The organism is Clostridium sp. 1001283B150225_161107_B6 (assembly GCF_015556325.1).
GTDB lineage: Bacteria > Bacillota > Clostridia > Lachnospirales > Lachnospiraceae > Enterocloster.
Genome location: NZ_JADNMD010000004.1, coordinates 126,665 through 146,099 on the forward strand (window position 1 = coordinate 126,665; position 19,435 = coordinate 146,099).

The 19,435-nt window shown below is 44.2% G+C and carries 22 protein-coding genes and 1 tRNA gene; 18 read left to right on the forward strand and 5 right to left on the reverse strand.

The window, feature by feature from the left end; all coding sequences use genetic code 11:
• Positions 1 to 3: 3 nt before the first annotated feature.
• Together I2H39_RS11920 and I2H39_RS11925 are read right to left on the reverse strand one after the other, a co-directional pair.
• Positions 4 to 1,320 (reverse strand): amino acid permease, encoded by a 1,317-nt coding sequence (locus I2H39_RS11920; RefSeq protein ID WP_138308589.1) that lies wholly within the window; start codon positions 1,318 to 1,320, stop codon positions 4 to 6.
• 5 nt (positions 1,321 to 1,325) lie between these two features.
• The gene (locus I2H39_RS11925; protein ID WP_195626545.1) at positions 1,326 to 2,513 is read right to left on the reverse strand and encodes a mandelate racemase/muconate lactonizing enzyme family protein; all 1,188 of its coding nucleotides are present in this window, start codon (positions 2,511 to 2,513) and stop codon (positions 1,326 to 1,328) included.
• Positions 2,514 to 2,841: 328 nt separating this feature from the next.
• Between I2H39_RS11925 and I2H39_RS11930 the strand changes: the two genes are divergently transcribed.
• The 3 genes from I2H39_RS11930 to I2H39_RS11940 all read left to right on the forward strand — a co-directional run bounded on the left by I2H39_RS11930 (position 2,842) and on the right by I2H39_RS11940 (position 5,695).
• The gene (locus tag I2H39_RS11930; protein ID WP_195626546.1) at positions 2,842 to 3,732 is read left to right on the forward strand and encodes a LysR family transcriptional regulator; all 891 of its coding nucleotides are present in this window, start codon (positions 2,842 to 2,844) and stop codon (positions 3,730 to 3,732) included.
• Positions 3,733 to 3,882: 150 nt separating this feature from the next.
• The gene (locus tag I2H39_RS11935; protein ID WP_195626547.1) at positions 3,883 to 4,563 is read left to right on the forward strand and encodes a hypothetical protein; all 681 of its coding nucleotides are present in this window, start codon (positions 3,883 to 3,885) and stop codon (positions 4,561 to 4,563) included.
• A gap of 130 nt (positions 4,564 to 4,693) precedes the next feature.
• Positions 4,694 to 5,695 carry an N-acetylmuramoyl-L-alanine amidase family protein gene (locus I2H39_RS11940; RefSeq protein ID WP_138308579.1) on the forward strand — a complete coding sequence of 334 codons (1,002 nt, stop codon included), beginning with the start codon at positions 4,694 to 4,696 and terminating at the stop codon, positions 5,693 to 5,695.
• A 169-nt stretch (positions 5,696 to 5,864) separates the two neighbouring features.
• Here I2H39_RS11940 and I2H39_RS11945 read toward each other — a convergent pair.
• Positions 5,865 to 5,935: transfer RNA gene (locus I2H39_RS11945), tRNA-Trp, on the reverse strand.
• Between the two features lie 199 nt (positions 5,936 to 6,134).
• On the opposite strand from I2H39_RS11945, the gene I2H39_RS11950 reads away from it, so the two are divergent.
• From I2H39_RS11950 to I2H39_RS12020, 15 genes are all read left to right on the forward strand, one after another.
• Positions 6,135 to 7,748, forward strand: a complete 1,614-nt coding sequence (locus tag I2H39_RS11950; RefSeq protein ID WP_195626548.1) for a sensor domain-containing diguanylate cyclase — start codon at positions 6,135 to 6,137, stop codon at positions 7,746 to 7,748.
• A 164-nt stretch (positions 7,749 to 7,912) separates the two neighbouring features.
• Positions 7,913 to 8,368 carry a hypothetical protein gene (locus tag I2H39_RS11955; RefSeq protein WP_195626549.1) on the forward strand — a complete coding sequence of 152 codons (456 nt, stop codon included), beginning with the start codon at positions 7,913 to 7,915 and terminating at the stop codon, positions 8,366 to 8,368.
• A gap of 128 nt (positions 8,369 to 8,496) precedes the next feature.
• Entirely contained in the window at positions 8,497 to 8,847 is a 351-nt protein-coding gene (locus tag I2H39_RS11960; protein ID WP_195626550.1) for a hypothetical protein, read from the forward strand.
• Positions 8,848 to 9,210: 363 nt separating this feature from the next.
• Positions 9,211 to 9,627, forward strand: coding sequence for a hypothetical protein (locus I2H39_RS11965; RefSeq protein ID WP_195626551.1), 417 nt, complete (start codon positions 9,211 to 9,213; stop codon positions 9,625 to 9,627).
• 58 nt (positions 9,628 to 9,685) lie between these two features.
• Positions 9,686 to 9,928 carry a hypothetical protein gene (locus I2H39_RS11970; RefSeq protein ID WP_195626552.1) on the forward strand — a complete coding sequence of 81 codons (243 nt, stop codon included), beginning with the start codon at positions 9,686 to 9,688 and terminating at the stop codon, positions 9,926 to 9,928.
• 277 nt (positions 9,929 to 10,205) lie between these two features.
• Positions 10,206 to 11,330, forward strand: a complete 1,125-nt coding sequence (locus tag I2H39_RS11975) for a pyridoxal-phosphate dependent enzyme (protein WP_195626553.1) — start codon at positions 10,206 to 10,208, stop codon at positions 11,328 to 11,330.
• Positions 11,317 to 12,060, forward strand: a complete 744-nt coding sequence (locus tag I2H39_RS11980) for an amino acid ABC transporter ATP-binding protein (RefSeq protein ID WP_195626554.1) — start codon at positions 11,317 to 11,319, stop codon at positions 12,058 to 12,060. The genes I2H39_RS11975 and I2H39_RS11980 overlap by 14 nt, the downstream gene beginning before the upstream one ends.
• A 13-nt stretch (positions 12,061 to 12,073) precedes the next feature.
• A complete protein-coding gene (locus I2H39_RS11985; protein WP_195626555.1) occupies positions 12,074 to 12,856 on the forward strand; it encodes a transporter substrate-binding domain-containing protein in 783 nt (260 codons plus the stop codon).
• Positions 12,857 to 12,867: 11 nt separating this feature from the next.
• Complete coding sequence (locus I2H39_RS11990; RefSeq protein WP_195626556.1) at positions 12,868 to 13,536, forward strand: amino acid ABC transporter permease; 669 nt, start codon at positions 12,868 to 12,870, stop codon at positions 13,534 to 13,536.
• A 14-nt stretch (positions 13,537 to 13,550) separates the two neighbouring features.
• Entirely contained in the window at positions 13,551 to 14,054 is a 504-nt protein-coding gene (locus I2H39_RS11995) for a GNAT family N-acetyltransferase (RefSeq protein ID WP_195626557.1), read from the forward strand.
• A 77-nt stretch (positions 14,055 to 14,131) separates the two neighbouring features.
• On the forward strand, positions 14,132 to 14,944 hold the full coding sequence (locus I2H39_RS12000) for an aspartate dehydrogenase (RefSeq protein WP_138308566.1): 813 nt from the start codon (positions 14,132 to 14,134) through the stop codon (positions 14,942 to 14,944).
• Positions 14,945 to 15,183: 239 nt separating this feature from the next.
• Positions 15,184 to 15,561, forward strand: a complete 378-nt coding sequence (locus tag I2H39_RS12005; protein ID WP_138308564.1) for a Rid family detoxifying hydrolase — start codon at positions 15,184 to 15,186, stop codon at positions 15,559 to 15,561.
• A 23-nt stretch (positions 15,562 to 15,584) separates the two neighbouring features.
• Complete coding sequence (locus tag I2H39_RS12010; protein ID WP_138308562.1) at positions 15,585 to 16,238, forward strand: PAS domain-containing protein; 654 nt, start codon at positions 15,585 to 15,587, stop codon at positions 16,236 to 16,238.
• 16 nt (positions 16,239 to 16,254) lie between these two features.
• On the forward strand, positions 16,255 to 17,424 hold the full coding sequence (locus tag I2H39_RS12015; RefSeq protein ID WP_138308561.1) for an aminotransferase class V-fold PLP-dependent enzyme: 1,170 nt from the start codon (positions 16,255 to 16,257) through the stop codon (positions 17,422 to 17,424).
• A 12-nt stretch (positions 17,425 to 17,436) separates the two neighbouring features.
• Entirely contained in the window at positions 17,437 to 18,654 is a 1,218-nt protein-coding gene (locus tag I2H39_RS12020; protein WP_138308559.1) for a dicarboxylate/amino acid:cation symporter, read from the forward strand.
• A gap of 27 nt (positions 18,655 to 18,681) precedes the next feature.
• Here the strand turns inward: I2H39_RS12020 and I2H39_RS12025 are convergent, their stop codons facing one another.
• Entirely contained in the window at positions 18,682 to 18,900 is a 219-nt protein-coding gene (locus I2H39_RS12025) for a DUF6774 domain-containing protein (RefSeq protein WP_138308557.1), read from the reverse strand.
• A 6-nt stretch (positions 18,901 to 18,906) separates the two neighbouring features.
• On the reverse strand, positions 18,907 to 19,365 hold the full coding sequence (locus tag I2H39_RS12030; protein WP_207739908.1) for a DUF4163 domain-containing protein: 459 nt from the start codon (positions 19,363 to 19,365) through the stop codon (positions 18,907 to 18,909).
• Positions 19,366 to 19,435: the final 70 nt, after the last annotated feature.

Consider the following 19,435-nt stretch of genomic DNA (forward strand, 5'->3'; position numbering starts at 1 on the left):
TCTTTAAGCCTTCTTTTTATCCAAGGCCCGGAATATGAAATAAGCCGGAACAGAGGTTGCCATCAGCCCGATGCTTTTAACCATCTGAAGCCCGGAGCATGTCATACAGATAATAAATGTAATCACAATGGCAAGGATGGTAGTAACAGGATATCCCGGCATTTTAAGAGGGCGGGACATGTCCGGCTTTTTCTTTCTCAAAACCAGAAGCGACAAACAGACAATGCATTCCAGAATCCTGCCTGCAAATACATTAATGCCCAACAGGGTGCCGAATGAACCGGTCCAGACAAATACCAGCGCAATCAGACAGATAAACAGGGTAGGAATGTAGGGTGTATTATATTTGTCATGGAGTTTGCCAAATGATTTAAACATCAGCCCATTCTGGCTCATGGAATACGATACCCGCGGATAGCTCATAATACCGCCGTTCAGCGCCCCAAAAATCGAAACACTGGCGCCAATGGCAACAATAATGGTTCCCACTGGTCCGAAGATTGCGGTGCCGGCATCTATAACCGGCGTCTCGCTTCCGGCCAACTCTGCAAAACCAACGGTTCCCACGCAGACAACGGAAATCAGGATATTGATGGCAATTACAATTACCATGCCGATAATCATTGCTTTGGGAAGTGTCTTTTTGGGGTCTTTAATGTCCCCGCTCATATATGCCAGCTGATAATAACCGCCAAAGGCCAGGAAGGCCGGAAAGGCAGCGCTCAGAACCCCATTCCATTCCGCTGTCTGGGAGCTTGTTGTCACAGAGGTGAAATTTTCTGGTGATATAATGAAAAAACCTCCTATGATTACAAGAAGCAGGGCCAGAAGCTTTCCAACCGTAAAAATATTTGCAATGGCTGAACCCAATTTTGTCCCGCGTATATTGAGTATCATAAGTGCAATAATAACAGCTGACGCAACCATTTTAATGCCCACGGGCGTGATTCCGGGTATTAATTTTGCAAGGTTGCTTGCAAAGCCAGTGGCCAGCATGGCAACCAGAGGAATATAATTTCCGATGGTCATGGACCACCCGTAAACAAAGCCAAACCCCTTTCCAAAGGCCTCTGTTATATAAACATAGGGTCCTCCTGCCTTCGGCATGGCAGGGGACAATTCCGCATATACCAGGGAGCAGAGAATACCGCTGGCGCCTGCCAGTATCCATGCAATCATAAATGGTCCGAATGATTTTGCAGATGCAGCCACGGTTCCCGGTGTCATGAAGATACCTGAACCAATTACAGCACCCACTAAGATAGCAACTGCACCAAACAAACCGATTTGTCTTTTAAGTCCGTTTTCACTTTCACCCATGTTCTTTATTCCCCTTTCACTGTCTCCTTTTGTAATGCATGGTCCATGGCCCACCCTGATAATTCCTGGCCGATTCCGGGCAGTTCAGGCACATGGCAGAAACCCCGGTCATCCGGCTGGTAATCGTAAATACCCAAGCGTATATTGTTTTCACTTCTGTTTGTGACATGATGTTCATGTATGACAAAATTGGAAAGCGATGTCTCCACATGCAGAGATGCTGCAATTGCAATTGGACTTCCGCATACATGAATCTGTATACCGGCATCAACGGCATCTGCCATGGCTGCTATTTTCATTGCCTCCGTTATACCGCCGCATGTCCCCAAATCAGGCTGGTATATCTGAAATATATCTTTTTTTATCAGATTGGCATAATGAAACTTTCCATAGACCCGCTCGCCTCCTGCCTGCAATACAGCAGAGCGGCTGCGGACTGTCTCAAGCACCTGCAGATTCATGGGGGTGCAGGTCTCTTCCATAAACATGATGCCGTAGGGCTTAATGATTTCGCTCATTTCAACAGCCGACACCCCATCGGTCCTGGCATGGTTTTCGACAATGATATCCACATAATCCCCTACTGCATCCCGGACCGCTTTCACGCGTTCCTCTATTAATGCCCTTGTCCTGGGCATAATGGGTCCCTTTAAAAATCCAAGGCGGCCTCCCTTTTCGTCATATGTAATAAAATTAATTTTAATGGCGTCAAAGCCTTCATCAACCGCTTTCAGGGAATGTTCGACTAAGTCCTCTGTTTTATAACCCCGGTCAAACACCATTCCTTTCCCCCAGCCAAACTGCAGCTGGCTGGCATATGAGCGTAATTTCTCACGGCATTTGCCGCCCAGCAGCTTGTAGAGCGGAAGATTCACTGCCTTTGCTTTAATATCCCAGCATGCCATATCAATGGCGCTTATGGCAGAAAACATAATGGTGCCGCCGCCCTGTGCCCAAAAGGTCTGTGTATACATCTTATTCCAGACAGCCTCCGTGGCCATGGGGTCCATTCCTATGACCAGCGGAGCAACCTCTTTCATCATATTGTATGAGGCTGAGGCCCCGGTATCAAAACCAACAGAAGCCTCGCCGTAACCGGACACCCCCTGGTCCGTATTCACACGGCAGACAATGGGCCTCCACCCGGGTGAACCGCCGTCCAAAAGAAATACATCCACACTCACTATTTTCATACGCAGCATAACCTCCTATAATTCTGTTTTATTGGAATACATAAAAAGGCATCTCCAAATAAAACGGATGTAATTTTGTCTTTTATTTTTATATAAATCAGGCCTGATTTACATACATTATAATACAGGATGCAGGTTTTATTTATTCCAAAGCGGAATACATACCATTCATTTTTCACATGATTTTTATTTGCTTTTTATATGCTTTTCCGATAGCCAGCACACATGGTTTTTGATAGAATGGATTTATTGTACAGCACCCATTACTGCGGTTAAATACGGGAAACCGCAGCCGAATATCACGGTGCAGGGAGGGGGAGCGGCAGTCATGAACAACATTAGTCTGCAGCAGATACTGTATTTTAAAATCGCCATGAAATGTTCCAGTTTTTCCCAGGCGGCAAAGCTTGCTTACACAACCCAGTCAACCATCAGCAAAAATATAGCGGCCTTAGAGAAAATCATAGGGGAACCACTATTTTCGCGGCAAAAGAAGGGGATTATGCCAACCCAGAGAGCCATCTTACTTAACCTGGAGCTGACAGAACTGTACGACAAGATAGAGCTGCTGCTGAATGATTCCCGCCGGTCCAAGCAGGAGCGGGTCAGCATCGGATTTTGCCAGAGCATTGATTTTTCTTCGTCTATACCTGAATTCTTCCGCTTATTCAGAAGGGAGAATTACATCCCCACCGCGGTCATGAAATTACAATGCTGTGAAAACGCAGAGGTTGTGAACGGAGTCCTGGACGGCTCCATTGACCTTGGATTCATTTTATCCGATACCAATATATCGAATCCCAATATTAAGCTTCACACAATCGCTTCAACGGAACCGCAGATTTTCTTCTCGGTCAGCAGTCCGCTAAATAAGAGCGGCCTGACAATAGAGGATTTTGCAAATTATCCAATCGTCACCACAAAATACCTGATTGAAAAAAATGACTACAGAATGATTAATCTGCTGCCATTTACCCCAAAGGGCATTGAAATCGTAAAATCCTATGATGACATACCGATTTATCTGGCCACAGGACTCTATATAACATTACTTCGTCCATATGTTAATCTGGCAAATAATAAAAATATTATGAGCTATAAGCTGCCGGACAGTTATCATTACAAGCAGGGAATTACCATGATATGGTTCAGCAATAATAAAAATAAATACCTGAAACGAATACTGTCAATCCTATATAAGACAGGCGGGCAGAATTAAATTATAATCTATGCCAGAGGCTGTTAAGGCGGGAAGCCCGATAAAAAAGATTACAATATAAAAACGGGAGCATTTTATAAATATATGTTTATTGTGAATGATTGTAAACAATGGTATACTTTATTTATCAAACGCACAGGGGGAAGAAAAATGAGAAAAATATTTTGTGTATTTATGACTGTATTTGCCATTACATACGGAAGTGCCGTCACATCCTTTGCCGGACAATGGATACAAGAAACTTCCGGGTGGTGGTACCAAAACGATGATGGTTCTTTTCCTTCAAATGGCTGGCAATGGATTGATGGTAACGGGGATGGGGTATCCGAGTCATATTATTTTGATGAAAGGGGATATCTTTGTACGGATACCATAACACCTGACGGCTATACTGTAAATCAGGATGGCGCATGGGTTATAGACGGGAACGTGCAAACACAGGGAAATAAAAGTAATGAGTCAATCAAAACGGATGAAAATACATATATCGGCCGGTGGAATAGAGAGTATTACGGCAATTCTGCGGGTGGGGTTTGGTCTAGCCCGGAACGCGAAGTAGTTATTTCTAAAAAAGGAAACGGTAATTTGAAAATTGAATGGTGGATGATGGAAAAAAATCAAAGGTTTTTGCAATATGAATTCGACCTGTATCCGGCTGAAGACGGAACGTATTATATAAAACCGATTTCAGGCAAAGACCTGCAAATTGCCTACGATGGAAATATTTTGGAGGCCACATATTATTACGCGGCCGGGGATGAAATGATTTCATATACAGAAGGCGGAATTGTATCAGGATTTATGTATGAGTATTATACAAGGATTCAATAGGATTGAGATACATATATTATCAATTCTTTTTTAATAATCTTGTAATAAATATTAAATAGTATAATATAAACTGTCATATTATAATTAAATCAACAAGTCGATGGAAGATATTTCAATAAGGGGGAGAATAATGCAAAAACAAAAGATTATTTGTTTCATTGTGGCTGCTGCCATGACAGTTGGAATGGGGATGACAGCTTATGCGGCTGATACAAAAATTGATAGGGTAAAACTAACCTTTTCATATGGAGAAGCCCCAAAAAGCGGCGAAGATATAGGTGATATATCCGTACACGCAGAGGGCAATGAATATTATGTGGAATCTGCAGAATATACGAATTCCGAAGACCAGGATACCTGGACGGTTGGCGATGTGCCGGAAGTAAAGATTGAATTGTATGCCAAATCAGGCTACCGGTTTTCCTATACATCTAAGAGCCATTTTTCGTTGAGCGGATGTAATGCGGAATTTAAAAAGGCCAAGATTTATGATAACGGAGATTATATAGAAGTCTATGCAGAACTAAAGAGAATCGGCGGCAAGTTAGAGGGCGCCTCAAATGTTACATGGGAAGACACTACTGCGGTATGGGATGAAATAGAAGGGGCCAAAAGTTATGATGTAAAGTTACTGCGTGATGAGAAAACCGTGACAACGGTCAGTACAACCGGAACTTCCTATAATTTTGCTGGATATATTAACAAAGAAGGGGATTATACGTTCCGTGTCCGTGCAATTGCGAACTATAATAATAAAACAGGAGAATGGTCTAACGATTCTGATTCACTCTATATAGACGAGGACGAAATCGGCAACTACGGCGGAAGCGGAAGATGGATTCAGGATGGAACCGGTTGGTGGTATTCTTACGATATTGGCGGATATCCATCATCCTGCTGGAAACAAATTAATGGCATATGGTACCATTTTAATAGTTCAGGGTATATGCAGACAGGGTGGCTCAAGCTCGACGGCGTATGGTATTACCTGAATGGCAGCGGGGCCATGCTGACCGGCTGGCAGGCCATCAATGGAAAATGGTATTATTTAGGGACAGACGGCGCAATGTATGCCGATACATGGACACCGGACGGCCGGTATGTTGATGGGTCTGGTGCCTGGGTACAATAAAGCGATAAGATACGGTAAGGGTGGTAGAGTCCTGTGCTCGGCCACCCGTTTTTTCAAATTGGGATTGGTATAAAGGGCAGCAAAAACACAAAAAGAAAAAGCCCAGAAATCTTATAAAATAAGAATTTCTCGACTCTCTTCGGGTTGGGCTATTCGTTAAAATAGTCAGCAGGGGAAGAGGGGCTCGAACCCCCATCTACGGTTTTGGAGACCGCTGCTCTACCATTGAACTATTCCCCTTTGATTTGGAACATTTCCGAACCTCAATTAGGATACCACAGGTTTAAGAAAGTGTCAACTGTTTTTTCAAAAAAAGTGTTTTTCCTGATATTTGCAAAAATATGCAAACCTTTGATTCGCCAATATACACGGTCACATTTTTGCGCTAATATAGTGTTAAAGGCAGAAAAATGTCATTTTACATTAGGGGGACAGGTTGATGAAGGGGACAGGAACGGGGATTAAAAGGTGGAATAAAGCATTCAGGTATGCTGCGGTTTTTTTGATTATCAATTTTGCAGCCCTCCTGCTGCTGGCCAGAAAGGAGACTCTTCATATCAGTGAATGCTTTGCCTCCCACGGGCAGGAGACCATGGAACGGCTGGACCAGGTCATGGACCGCTATCTTCATTCTTTTCAGCTGTTCGCCCATATGCTGTCTCAGGAAATCCAGGACCATCCTGAGCCGGATGATATATGGGACTACCTGAAAGACATTGATTCCAAAATGCTGGAGATTGAGGGCGCTACCTTTGACGGCCTTTATATGTATTATCAGGGCCGTTACCTGTACAGCTGGGACACGCCCTATTCCAGTTATGAGGATACCGGCTATGTGGCCACAGAACGTCCATGGTATAAGGACGCGGCGGCGGGCATGGGAGAAATCGTCTTCACGCCGCCTTATATGAGTTATGCCAACCATTATATTCTCTCCACGATTTCCCAGCTTCAGCCGGACGGGGAAACCGTGTTTGCCTATGACATCAAAATGGGGGATATCCAGAGCCTGGTAACCTCCATGACATCCTATGACGGCGAGCAGATGATGATTTTTGAAAGCAACGGCACCATCATCGGAAGCGCTGACCCGGATTATCTGGGAGGAAGCCTTTATGTTTCCCTGGGAGAGGCCGGCGCCCTTCTGGAAGAGGCCCGGGCCGCCCTTCAGGATGCGGGACCTGTGACGGATACAGAGCGTGAGAAGCTGGAAGAACAGGTACAGTCAGCGTCTGCTTTTCTTTCCTTCCGCCGGAAATTGGGCGCCGGCCTTTACCGGCTGCTGCAACAGGAACAAACCGTGCTCACAGTCCACATGGGGAATAAGGCCTACTACGGCTATCTGCAGCCTGGCGGTGAATATAACTGTCTTGTGCTGGTACCGGTTCTCTCCATGCTGAAAGCCACGGTTCAGGTATGGCTTCTGCCGTTACTGGTACTGGAGCTGCTCCTTATCTATGTTCTGAGCCGTATTTCCAGGGAACTTAAGAACCGTGAACTGAAAGCAGCCTATGTTGAACTGGGACAGACCCAGAAACGTCTGGAGCTGGCCCTGGCTGCTGCCCAGAAGGCTGCTGCCATTGATGACCTGACCGGTATGATGAATTTCAAATCCTTCCGTCAGAATGTTGCAGACTATCTGGATATCATGGATTCGGATGAACGAGGGATTCTCATCATGCTGGACGGGGACCATTTTAAGTCAATCAATGATAATTACGGACATGTGATAGGAGATGAGGTTATCAAACTCTGCGCGCAGATGATTGTCGGACGTATCCGGACCGTTGACCTGGCCTCACGGCTTCACGGGGATGAATTTGCCATATTTGTCACCAGGACAGATGACTATTCAGTTGCCCGCAGAATCATAGATGACATTAACCACACCATTGCCACAGAAGCCAAACGCCGGAACATGCCCCCCATCACTTTATCAGCCGGAGCTGTCATCGCTAAAAACGGAGATAATTACGCCGCTCTTGTCAAATGTGCCGATGAGGCCCTGTACGAGGCAAAGGAGAGCCATAACGGCGGATTTGCATATGCCTGATTGGAGGAAACCAGTATAATATAGTGGCAATTAAAGGGAAGATAAATGGAGTATTTACTAAGAATGGGTTTGCACATCAGATGGAAGGAATTTAACCCGGGGGACTGATTCTATCGGATGCATTTATGGATGCCGGACACCAGCTGACGGAAAGAGAGGAGACTATGGGTCATATAAAAGAGTACAGGGGAGAGAAGGTTGCTGCCGTTCTTACAGCGCGTTTGGTTCCGCCCAGCGCGCAGTATCCGGACTGTTTCTGTAAACTTATATTGACGGTGCGCCATCTGTACATACTGGAGGATAATTTTGACGGTACATATAATGTACACTTCACCTTTTTCATCAAGCGGATTCGGAACATGGAGGCCCAGGTAAAAGGATTAAGGTACAAGCGGTCGGCGTTGGGCGAAATGTTTCTTTGGGGGATTTTGTCGCTCTTCGGAGGGATTATTTACGCATCCGGCAAAAAGAAAGAAGACGATGGTGTCCGATTCGTGATTACATATGATGACGGCATGGGAAACTTAAATCAATTGTATTTTAAGGACCTGCAATCGAATTCAAATTCCATGGTAAAGGCCTATTGTGAGTTAAAGAAAAAGCAGGATGGGATTTGCTGAACAAAAGGAAAGACTATGTCTGCTGTTTTTTCATGCGTTTCCCGGAAAGCGGCTGGTATAAAATAATGATTGATTGTTTACAGTCCATGTATCCGCTGATATAATTATTATGGGATGAGGTGGCGGATATGGATGGTCATATATGGTTTGTAGGATGGTATGATGGAGGAGACTATCATGAGATAAAAATCACTCAAAAGGAAGTGGACAGTTACGGCACGGCCGGGAGTGGTTTGAATTCCATTTTATATTATGTTGGTGGGAAGTATGGCGATGAAGCTCTCTATAATATGATATATCTGCAGTCCATTGAGCCGTTTGGAACCAATGGCATTTTTCAGATGTGCGTGACGGACCCCATTAAAGTCCATCCTGAATTTCAAAATGGAGGGGTATATCTGGTTGATTGTAACAGAACATTGATTTGCAGTAACAGGGATGAATTGTATATAAAAATGTTGAAGGAGAAGGGGGAATGATGAGCCCTTTCTCCTTGTGCCGGCGCGCTGTAAGGACAGCCATTTGATTAAGGAGATGTTATGAGAAAGGGATTCTGGAAGCGATTGTCATATGAAGATAAATTCGACAGAAAATATGCCTGCTGGGCTGTCAATCATAACGGATGGAGGAAGTGCAAGCGCTGGAACCGGAGAACTGCCAGGCGCGCTTTAAAACGGCTGAATGACGAAAACAATCCAGTTTAATGAAGAATCCAGACACAGGAATGCATTATCACCAGGAATAATAGGTACCTGCGGAATTGATTGAGGAATATAATCAGCATATAACCGGAGGCATACAGGTGATTCGGACATTTATGCAATAAGATAGGAGGATGACCGATGGAGGACTGCGGCAAACCGGCAGCAGACTATAAAAAGCTTTGTGATACAGCGGTTAAATATGGCGCAGCCTTTCACAAAGCATTTGATTTTTCAGCAGACAGTATTGCGGCATTAGATGAGATATTGCAGTATTACCATGAAGAGTACAGGGAAAACAGGGCATCGGACAGTCAGCTGTGGAATCTGTCCGTGATTTTCGGGGTCTATCTCGGACAGACGCTTTTAGATACATATTTGACCCTTAGGGGGTATTTCTGGGCGGCAGGAGAAGACAGCATACCAGTTCTTAAGAAGGATGGCAAAAACCAGATGTCCCCCATTACAAAGGTTTACAAACGTCTGCTGAACGGACCGGAAGACAGTGTGAAATCATTTTATGATGTGGCTCTCTATATTGCAGATGGTAAATTGTGATTAAAAAGAAACAGGGAGCAGAACCGGCTGTCTGGCAGGAATCCGAAAGGAGGAAGCTATGCTGGAAAAATTAAAAAAGAAGTTGTTTTCAGAAGACGGGATGAAAATAGTCAATATCCTGTTCATTCTATTGTACCTAATCCGAAATCCCTTGTTTACCATCTGTGCCTATACTGCATGGTTTGTCTTTTTGGTATATTCTGTCAGGAATACGAAGAGTAAGGGGATGAAGATTTTTTATTCCGTATTGAGTGTGTTCGCAGTGATATCCGTACTGCTTAATGTGTATTTTATGATTTAGCGGATAGCCTGCCGGGATAGACTGCTGTTATGGCCCGATGAGGATATGGAAGAAAAAACAGAAGAAACAGATGTCAGATGAAAGATGACCAGGCAGGAGACTGCCTGGTCACTTTTTATATATTGTCGAGATAAGATGATTTTGGCTGCAGCATTTGTTATAGCTAAAATCTATAGGCAAATCTGCACAATAATTTTTTTGAATTTGCTTAATAAAGGTCACTATGCTAGAATTAGGATGTTTTATGTACGAATTGGAAAAATATGGTGGGAGGGGGATGATTGTAATTACACCAAAAGAGAATAAAGGGAACGGGACAGGAGATATCGGTAAAGCAGGACTGATTAAATTCCCCTCACCCATTCATAAACTAGATGCAGTCAGCCGTGACTATGGCTGCAGCATATATATCAAGCGCGATGATTTAATCGGAGTAGGGCTAGGCGGAAATAAGGTCCGGAAATTAGAATATCTTTTGGCGGACGCAGTAAAAAATAAGTGCCGTTTAATTGTTACCAGCGGTTCTCTGCAGACCAACCATGGAATGCTGACCGCGCTGTGTGCTTCAAAATTAGGCTTACATTGTGTTCTGTTTCTTCTGATTGAAGAACGCGGATTTTCCGGTCATTTAAGCGGTAATTTGATTTTGGATGAGTTTGCAGGATGTGACGTGGAATTTGTGTATGTGGCGGATATTATGGAAAACAATGACCTGACTGCAGAAGAAAGGGACCGTTTGTCCGGTGAACGGTTAGAGGCTTGCAAAAAGCAGCGGCTTGTATCGTACCGGAGTAAGTATGGACTGTCGGAGGACGATATTTACTATATCAATTCAGCCGGAAGCATGCCTCTTGGCGTATTGGGTTATGTGGATTGTGTGGAGGAAATAAAAAAACAGGCAGCCCAGTCTTTTGATTATATATTCTGTGGAAATGGTTCAGGCGGTACCTTTGCCGGTATGTGGTTAGGCGGCCGTATCTATATGCCGGATACAAAGGTAGTGGCAGTCAATATCGAAGAAATGTCAAGGGATAAGCCTGGATTTATTGTTGGTTTGATAGAATCAGCTGCCCGGCTTCTGAATCAGCAAGTGAAAGTATCTGTAAATGATTTGGAATTTTTAAGCAACAGCATTGGCGCAGGCTATGCCAAACCGGATGATGAAACCATGAAGACCATTGAATATGTTGCGAGGAAAGAAGGCGTTTTTTTGGACCCTGTTTACACCGGAAAAATTTTCAATGGAGCATTGAACTATATTGAATCTAATTTGAAGTTTTCCGGCAAACATATAATGCTGCTCCATTCCGGAGGAATTCCCGGAATATACAACGAAAATATGATTTTATATAAAAGTAAGTCTTCGGCCTTATTAGACAGGTGGAATCATGATTCAAATTAGAAATTTATTCAAATCATTTAATGATTTAAATGTACTGAAAGATATCAGCCTGGATATCCATGACGGTGAAATCGTTACGGTTATAGGCCCCTCAGGTTCTGGAAAGTCAACTCTTCTGAGATGCATTAATTATCTGGAAAAGCCGGAAAAGGGAAGCATTTCCTTTGACGGGCAGCCGTATGATTTTTCATGCATGGCCAATAAGGATACCTGGAATTTAAGACAAAACAGCTCCATGGTTTTTCAGAATTATAATTTATTTCAACACAGAACTGTCCTGGAGAATATCATGGACCCGCTTATCCATGTAAAAAAGATGAATAAAACAGACGCTGAGGAGACGGCCAGGTCCCTGTTGGACAGGGTGGGCTTGATGGATAAAGCTGACGAGTATCCAAGAAAACTGTCCGGGGGACAGCAGCAGAGGGTTGGCATAGCCAGGGCGATGGCGGTAAAACCCAAGGTCATATTGTTTGATGAACCAACCTCGTCACTGGACCCTGAATTGGTTAAGGAAGTCCTGTATGTAATCAGGGACCTTGCAAAGCAGAAACAAACAATGGTCATAGTCACGCATGAGATGCAATTTGCCAGGGCAATATCAGACCATGTTATTTTTCTGGATGAAGGGATTATCCAGGAGGAGGGCACATCGGAAACCATATTCGAATGCCCCAGGAACAACAGATTGAAAAAGTTTCTCGAGGTAATTAATTTAGATGATTTTTAAAGGAGAAAAAGGTATGAAAAGAAAAAGTGTATTATTAATGGTGTTAGTAGCGGGATTATCAATTACTGCGTGTTCTGCTGGCGGAAATAAGGTTTCCACAGAAAAGAAAAAATTGGAGGTTGGCACAGAGGGAACCATGTTCCCCTGGACATATGTGGAAGATGACAAGATAGTAGGATTTGAAGCGGATATTATGGCGGAAATCAGTAAGAGAACCGGATATGAGATTGAAATGAAGGCAATGGATTGGAGCGGCCTTTTTGGAAATCTGGATGCCAAACGAGTGGATACAGTGGCCAATATAGTTACAATTACAGATGAAAGAAAGGAAAAATACGTATTTACCCAGCCGTATGTGTATAATCCCATGGTTTTAGCCACAAAGAGCGATTCTGATATTAACTCTCTGGATGATATTGACGGACGTACAATTGTGGTAGAGGTGGGTTCCTCGGATGAAATGGTATTAAAACAGCTGGAAAGCGGGCTGGGGGTTGATTTGGAGCCGGTGTACTATGAGGGAATCTCAATCACGGATGTGGAAAATGGAAGGGTAGACCTGTGGATTGGCGGCGAGCCTTCGCTTAATACCAATATAGAAGCAGGATATGATTTGAAGATAATCGGTCAGACAGGCTCTTATCAGGAATATGGATATCCATTTCTGATTGGTGATGAGGGAGAGGAATTATGCACCGTATTTGACAATGCTCTGGCGGAGATGAAAAAGGACGGAACTTTAAAGAATATATCTGAGAAATGGTTTAAGATGGATATTACTCAGAAACCGGAATAAAGGTATCAGTGATGAGAATAGGAATGAAAGGAATCATCAAGGTCATATATTCCATGCTGAAAGCGCTCCCGGTTACCATGTCATTATCCATACTGGTATTGACTATTTCCCTGATAATTGCTGTGATTATGGCATTGTGCGAATATTTTAATGTGAAAAAGACGTTGAAATTCATCCGGGTATATACATCATTTTTCAGGGGGACACCATTATTAGCACAGCTGTTTTTCTTCTATTTTGGCCTTCCTAATATAATTCCTGCGTTTATTAATGTATCAGGATTTACATCGGCAGTCATTACCATGAGCCTGAATAACTCCGCCTATATGAAGGAAGCCATAAGAGGTGCGCTGATGTCAGTGGAGAAGGGGCAGCTGGAGGCTGGACGTTCCCTGGGATATACAGAAAAACAGATTGTCCGGCTGATTGTGTTTCCTCAGGCAACAAGGGTGGCGATACCTGCTTTGGCCAACAGCTTCATTGATATTATTAAAGGCTCATCCATGGCTTTTACGGTTGGAGTCATAGAGATAACGGCAGCGGCCCAGCTGTACTCAGCAGCAACATTACGTTTTTTTGAAGGGTACAGCGGATTGATTATCATGTATTGGCTGTTGGTTGTGATTTTGGAAAAATTGCTGAGGATGGCGGAAAAGAAACTAAATCGTAGTTATGAATGATATCAGGTGGGTATATGGATAATCAAAAGGAAGGGAAGCCATTGTGTACATACATACATTCAGCGGGAGGAGAAGCATATGCGGTTGTTCAATCCATGGATTATGAAAAGATGATACCAATGTATGTGAATGCCGGATTGGAAATAGATGTTCAAAAGGTCAGGCTTGACAATCTGCTGATGTGCCTGGAGCTGATTTCCGGTGAAGGTAAGCTAGTTGGCGGCGCCACGGTTATATATTCTGAACATGAATATGTATTGAAGGCAATCGCTATAGAAAAGGAATACCAGGGAAAAAAATTAGGTACATTGCTGGTAACAAAGGTAATTGAATTAGTGAAGGGACTGGGTGCCGGTAGACTGATGCTGAATGCAAAGGTTCCTGGGTTTTATAAAAAGATGGGATTTGAAATTGTTCCAAGAGACATGGCGCCTGGTATATCGGATTGTTTAAGTTGTCACCGGTATCACAATGGATGCGAATCCGAAATCATGAAAATGGAATGGAAACTATTTTAGACAAAGCAACTTTTCTTTTCCGAATATTTGCGGTATGATTAAAGAAATATTCTTAGAAGGGGAGGAAAAACGTTGCTATGGGTTCCGATAAAAAAAGTGTGGTAATAATAGGCTGCGGTGTATTGGGGTCAATTATCGCAGATGGTATAAAGGATAAACTGGGGAAATTCTATGAGATAGCTGCGGTCTTTGACGGGCAGCAGTCCCGGGCGGAGAAGCTGGCAGAACGGCTGGGGGTTGGTGTGGCGCTGTCTCCTGAAGAAATCATTGCATATAAACCAGCCTATGTGGTTGAGGCGGCGTCAAAAGAAGTGGTGGAAAGCATGGCCTGTGATATTCTTAAAGCAGGCATTGATATGATTATTCTTTCTGTGGGAGCGCTGGCCGACAGTGGCCTGATGGAAAATATAAAGCAGGCAGGTTCTGAATCCGGGGCAAAGCTCCATGTTGCAAGCGGAGCCATAGGCGGTTTTGACCTTATGAGGGCCGTACGTTTCGGGGGATTGGATGAAGCTGAAATACAAACCACAAAGAATCCCCATTCTCTCAATGGCGCTCCCTATCTTGGGGGAACGGATTTGCCGGAACATCAGGAGCAATTGGTCTTTAAGGGCAGTTCAAGGGAGGCCATTGAAGGATTCCCTAAGAATGTAAATGTTGCGGTTTCAATGGCAGTAGCGACCCTTGGAGTGGATGAGACTAAAGTCAAAATCAACAGCTGTCCGGGGCTTAAAACCAATATCCATGATATCAGACTGAAAGGGGATTTTGGGGAGATTGAGATTAAGGTGGCTGTAAAACCAAGCGAGGGGAATGCCAAATCCTCAACTCTGGCTGCCTGGAGTGTGTTGGCTTTGCTGGAGAAGATGTCGCAGACAATTATGCTTTAAGAGTGATGCTGTAAGTATAAGGTGATGCTGTGATGCGCAGGGAAATGAATAAATAATAACCATATTTATGGCAGAGGATTGCTGGTCCTCTGCCAGATTTTTTGTGATTAAACATTTGTTTTAATGAAACATAAAATATTTGTTGAACACTTAAAATAATATTGTAATTATCTGAAAGTTAGTGTATAATAGGAACAGAAACAAAACGTACAATGTTTTCATGTAAAAGGGGGTTTACCATGGAACAGAAAACGCAACTGCAGACAAAGAAGGCGCCGCCGCCGGCCGGACCGTATTCCCAGGGCATTGAAACCGGACAATTTGTCTTTGTATCAGGGCAAAGGCCGGTTGACCCAATTACCGGGGAAATGAAAGATGGGATTAAGGCCCAGACAGAACAGGTCATCAGGAACATAGAAAGTGTTCTCAGGGAAGCAGGGTGCACCTTGGCCGACATAGTCAGGTCAACCGTATATTTATCAGACATATCCTATTTTAATGATATGAATGAGGTGTATGGGGCCATGATACCGGAACCGTTTCCGGCCAGAAGCACATTTGGTGTCCAGCTCAGAGGCATATTGGTGGAGATTGATGTGATTGCAATAAAAAGATAGAAAATTGAAAGCAGGATGAAATTTTGAAGGAAATCAGTGAATTATTACCGGCACTGGATGTTTTAATCCAGGGATTAGGAAAGCATTTTGGGGAATCAGTGGAGTTCGTTGTGCATGATTATAAAAAAGATTTTTCCCACACCATTGTGGCCATTTCCAATGGCAATGTTACAAAAAGAGAGGTGGGCGACAGCGGGACCTCCATTGGATTAAAAATCATGCATGGGGAGGAGGCGGATGACGGCAAGTTTGGGTATATTTCCCAGACAAAGGACGGACGGTATCTAAAATCCAGCACCATCTATGTGAAAGACGAGCAGGGCAAAATATTAGGTTCGCTCTGCGTCAACTGCGACATAACAGACGCCATGATAGCCAGAAAATTTCTTAATAATTATGTAGGCTCCGGAGAGGATGAAAAGGTGGAGACTACTGTTTACAATAATGTGGATGATTTGCTGGTATCGTTGATAAATGAATCCATTCATTATGTAGGAACACCGGTTGCAGTGATGAACCGGGAGCAGAAGATTGAGGGCATCCGGTATTTAAATAACAAGGGGGCATTTAAAATAAAAAATGCCAGCACCATTGTATCCAAATACTATGATGTATCAAGGTATACAATTTACAACTATATCAATGACGGGCAAAACCAGAATGATACCAGCGAATGATGGAGGAGGAAGGCAGATGCTGAACAGGGAGCTGATAGAGAGCGAGTTTTCTTTTCTGGGTGAGGATATTTTTTTGAATGTTTCTTCGGTTGTGATGCCGCCCTTAAGGGTTCAGAAAGCGTATGAATCTTTTATGCAGGATTATATAGCCAATTATGGGGATGACATTGTACCGAAAGCATGGGATATGGTGGCGGACACGCGCGAAAAGGCGGCGCAGTTAATTCACGCGGCAGACCCTCTGGAGATTGCTTTTGTTAAGAACACCTGTGAGGGCGTATCCATACTGGCAGATGGCTACCCCTTTAAGGAAGGGGACAATGTAGTGGTTGCGGACCAGGAACATCAGGCCAATCTGTTCCCGTGGATAAACCTGCACCAGCGTAAGAAGGTGGACCTGCACGTGGTGAAGAGCAGGAACGGCGAAATCAATGCAGACGATATGATTGCAGCAATTGATGAAAATACAAAGGTACTGACGGTATCCGCGGTACAGTTCAGCACAGGCTTTTTTGCCGATTTACACAAGCTGGGCGCGGCCTGCAGGGAGAAGAACGTGATTTTCATGGTGGACGGCATTCAGGCATTGGGGAGACTGGATATAGATGTTCAGGCCATGAACATTGACTGGATGGTGGCGGGCACCAACAAAGGTCTTCTGGGAACACTGGGCGCAGGAATCGTGTATTGCACCCACCGGATTGTGAAGGATATCATTCCTCCCTATGCATCATACCAAAGCGTTGTAAGCCATGTGGCACCGCCTGCCATAACAACCAATTTTGACTTTCTGGAATGGCACCCCAACGCCAGACGTTTTGAATCCGGGAACCTGAGTTACAACTGTATTAATGCAATTAACAAGGGGATTGAACTGATACTGGAGCTGGGAATAGGGAACATTGACGAATATGTCAGACAGCTGGAGGCGTATTTGCGGAGGCAGCTGGAAGATTTGGACCTTCACGTTGTTCAGGCAGCAGACAAGAAGAATTGGGGAGGGGTGGTATGCGTCTACTATCCGTCCCACGCAGATGAGGAAGTGATTGCCATATTAAAGAGGCATAAGATTCACTGCACCATGAGAGGGGGATACATTCGGTTAGGAATAGACTTTTACAACACACAGGAACAGATGGATAAAGTATCAGCAGCGTTGCATGAGGTTAACAGAATCAACAGATAGGAGGGTATCTGTATGAGTATGATGGAGAGGTATAGGAAGATTCCGTTATTGACAAAACTGTTAGTTGCTATGGTGATAGGAATTATACTGGGGGCTGTTTTTGGAGAGCGCATTAATGTCATTAAACCCTTTGGCACTGTATTCTTAAATCTTTTAAAGATGGCGGCCCTGCCCCTGATTGTAGTGAACCTTATTTCTGGTATTTCATCCCTGGACGACCCGAAGATTTTCGGCAGGGTAGGGATTAAAATAATGATTTATTACTGCGTTACCACGGTTATTGCCATTGTTTTAGGGTTGATGCTGGGAACCGTTCTCCAGCCGGGCAGGGGATTTGTGCTGCAGGGAACATATGACCAGGCTATTGAAACCATACCGTCCTTTGGCGATACCATAATAGGCCTGATTCCATCTAATATTTTTGCGTCCCTTACCAATGGCAAGTTTGACCAGATTGTTGTGTTCAGTGCCTTTGTAGGAGTGGCCATGCTGTTTGTGAAAAAAGAGGACAGGGCGGTTCTCAAGAGCGGTGTGGACAGCCTTGCCAATCTGTTTAATAAACTGGTTGGGATGATTATGGGTTATGCTCCCATCGGTATCTGTGCTTTGATGGCCTGTACCGTTGGTACCTATGGGGCACAGCTGGGCGGATTTCTTGCAAAATATCTGGGAGCATCCTATGTATGTGTGCTGATTCAAATCATAGTATATGGCGTCCTGCTTACTATTTTTGGAAAATGCAACCCGCTTTGGTTTCTCAAGAAGGCGTCTCCTTTAATGGTGACAGCTCTTGGAACCAGTTCCAGCCTTGCGTGTGTGCCGGTTGGAATTGAATGTGCGGACAATATGAATATACCTAAATCCATATCCGGTTTTACCATCCCTCTTGGTTCCCAGGTAAATAAGGATGGAAACGGCATGATGCTGGCAATTACATTCCTGTTTGCAGCGCAGGCCATTGGCGCGCCTGTGACCATGGACATGCTGATTAAGGCAATACTGATATCCCTCATCCTCACCACCGGAGCCGGCGGAGTGCCGGGTGGCGGAATTGTGACAATAGCAATTGTTATAGATGCATTTGGCCTTCCTCTTGAGGTGGTAGGCATCATTTCCGGCATATTTGCTTTGATTGATATGGTGTATACCATGATGAACTGTCTGGGTGATTTGGTAGGAACCTATATTGTGGCCCACCTGGAACGTAAAAGTATAAAAGCGGACATATAATTCAGGAAAAGGACGGGAGAGCAAGGCTCATCCGTCCTTTTTTTGACGATGGGCATCGGTTGATGATGACTGATTGTCTGTGTCCTTTGGAGGACAGCACAGTGCCTGATGTGCGGCAATGGTTGCCAGGGTGTCGCCCAATTGCATAAAAATGGAGCTGATAAGGGCGATTTCTTCCGGGCTCTTTCCTTCTGCGATGCAGCAGGCCAGGGTGGATACGGAAAGAGCGAATTCGCAGGATTGCAAGACAGGTTACCTCCTTGTAGTTATTTTTAACCGTTCTGTGATTTGCCTCTCTATTGTGTCCTGAAGCAGGTCCTGAGTGCCGGGAGCAGGAGGGAAGATATCATCCGGCTGCAGTTGCCTGCCGGTATTAAAATCCCATGTGTCCGATGTCCGGTTAAGCTCCTGGTGGGCTCCGCCCATGTAAGTGCTGGTATCCATATAAAGACTGGTAATACAACCGGAATTATAGGTTATCTGATAATGCGTATCCAGGGTATAAGGGTTAAACGGAGGACGGTTGACAGGGATATACCCGGCGCTTTCAACTGCCTGAGGATAGAGGACGGTACGGCAATACTGTTCCATATTTCCTGCAAGATGCCTGTAATAAGCGTTTATTGTTTGGGCGGCAGCCAAATCACAGGTGGTTGAGAAGGATGGAAACCTGATGTGATAAGTAAATACCGGTATGTCCCCGTAAAGCATAGTATCATGTAAAGTCAGTTCGGTGATTGTCTGCACATTGTTACCCGGATAAAGTGGTTATAACAGTATA

Coding starts and splice junctions, on each gene's coding strand:
- I2H39_RS11920 (WP_138308589.1), bottom strand. CDS start 1,320: ATGGGTGAAAGTGAAAACGGACTTAAAAGACAAATCGGTTTGTTTGGT.
- I2H39_RS11925 (WP_195626545.1), bottom strand. CDS start 2,513: ATGAAAATAGTGAGTGTGGATGTATTTCTTTTGGACGGCGGTTCACCC.
- I2H39_RS11930 (WP_195626546.1), top strand. CDS start 2,842: ATGAACAACATTAGTCTGCAGCAGATACTGTATTTTAAAATCGCCATG.
- I2H39_RS11935 (WP_195626547.1), top strand. CDS start 3,883: ATGAGAAAAATATTTTGTGTATTTATGACTGTATTTGCCATTACATAC.
- I2H39_RS11940 (WP_138308579.1), top strand. CDS start 4,694: ATGCAAAAACAAAAGATTATTTGTTTCATTGTGGCTGCTGCCATGACA.
- I2H39_RS11950 (WP_195626548.1), top strand. CDS start 6,135: ATGAAGGGGACAGGAACGGGGATTAAAAGGTGGAATAAAGCATTCAGG.
- I2H39_RS11955 (WP_195626549.1), top strand. CDS start 7,913: ATGGGTCATATAAAAGAGTACAGGGGAGAGAAGGTTGCTGCCGTTCTT.
- I2H39_RS11960 (WP_195626550.1), top strand. CDS start 8,497: ATGGATGGTCATATATGGTTTGTAGGATGGTATGATGGAGGAGACTAT.
- I2H39_RS11965 (WP_195626551.1), top strand. CDS start 9,211: ATGGAGGACTGCGGCAAACCGGCAGCAGACTATAAAAAGCTTTGTGAT.
- I2H39_RS11970 (WP_195626552.1), top strand. CDS start 9,686: ATGCTGGAAAAATTAAAAAAGAAGTTGTTTTCAGAAGACGGGATGAAA.
- I2H39_RS11975 (WP_195626553.1), top strand. CDS start 10,206: ATGATTGTAATTACACCAAAAGAGAATAAAGGGAACGGGACAGGAGAT.
- I2H39_RS11980 (WP_195626554.1), top strand. CDS start 11,317: ATGATTCAAATTAGAAATTTATTCAAATCATTTAATGATTTAAATGTA.
- I2H39_RS11985 (WP_195626555.1), top strand. CDS start 12,074: ATGAAAAGAAAAAGTGTATTATTAATGGTGTTAGTAGCGGGATTATCA.
- I2H39_RS11990 (WP_195626556.1), top strand. CDS start 12,868: ATGAGAATAGGAATGAAAGGAATCATCAAGGTCATATATTCCATGCTG.
- I2H39_RS11995 (WP_195626557.1), top strand. CDS start 13,551: ATGGATAATCAAAAGGAAGGGAAGCCATTGTGTACATACATACATTCA.
- I2H39_RS12000 (WP_138308566.1), top strand. CDS start 14,132: ATGGGTTCCGATAAAAAAAGTGTGGTAATAATAGGCTGCGGTGTATTG.
- I2H39_RS12005 (WP_138308564.1), top strand. CDS start 15,184: ATGGAACAGAAAACGCAACTGCAGACAAAGAAGGCGCCGCCGCCGGCC.
- I2H39_RS12015 (WP_138308561.1), top strand. CDS start 16,255: ATGCTGAACAGGGAGCTGATAGAGAGCGAGTTTTCTTTTCTGGGTGAG.
- I2H39_RS12020 (WP_138308559.1), top strand. CDS start 17,437: ATGAGTATGATGGAGAGGTATAGGAAGATTCCGTTATTGACAAAACTG.
- I2H39_RS12030 (WP_207739908.1), bottom strand. CDS start 19,365: ATGCTTTACGGGGACATACCGGTATTTACTTATCACATCAGGTTTCCA.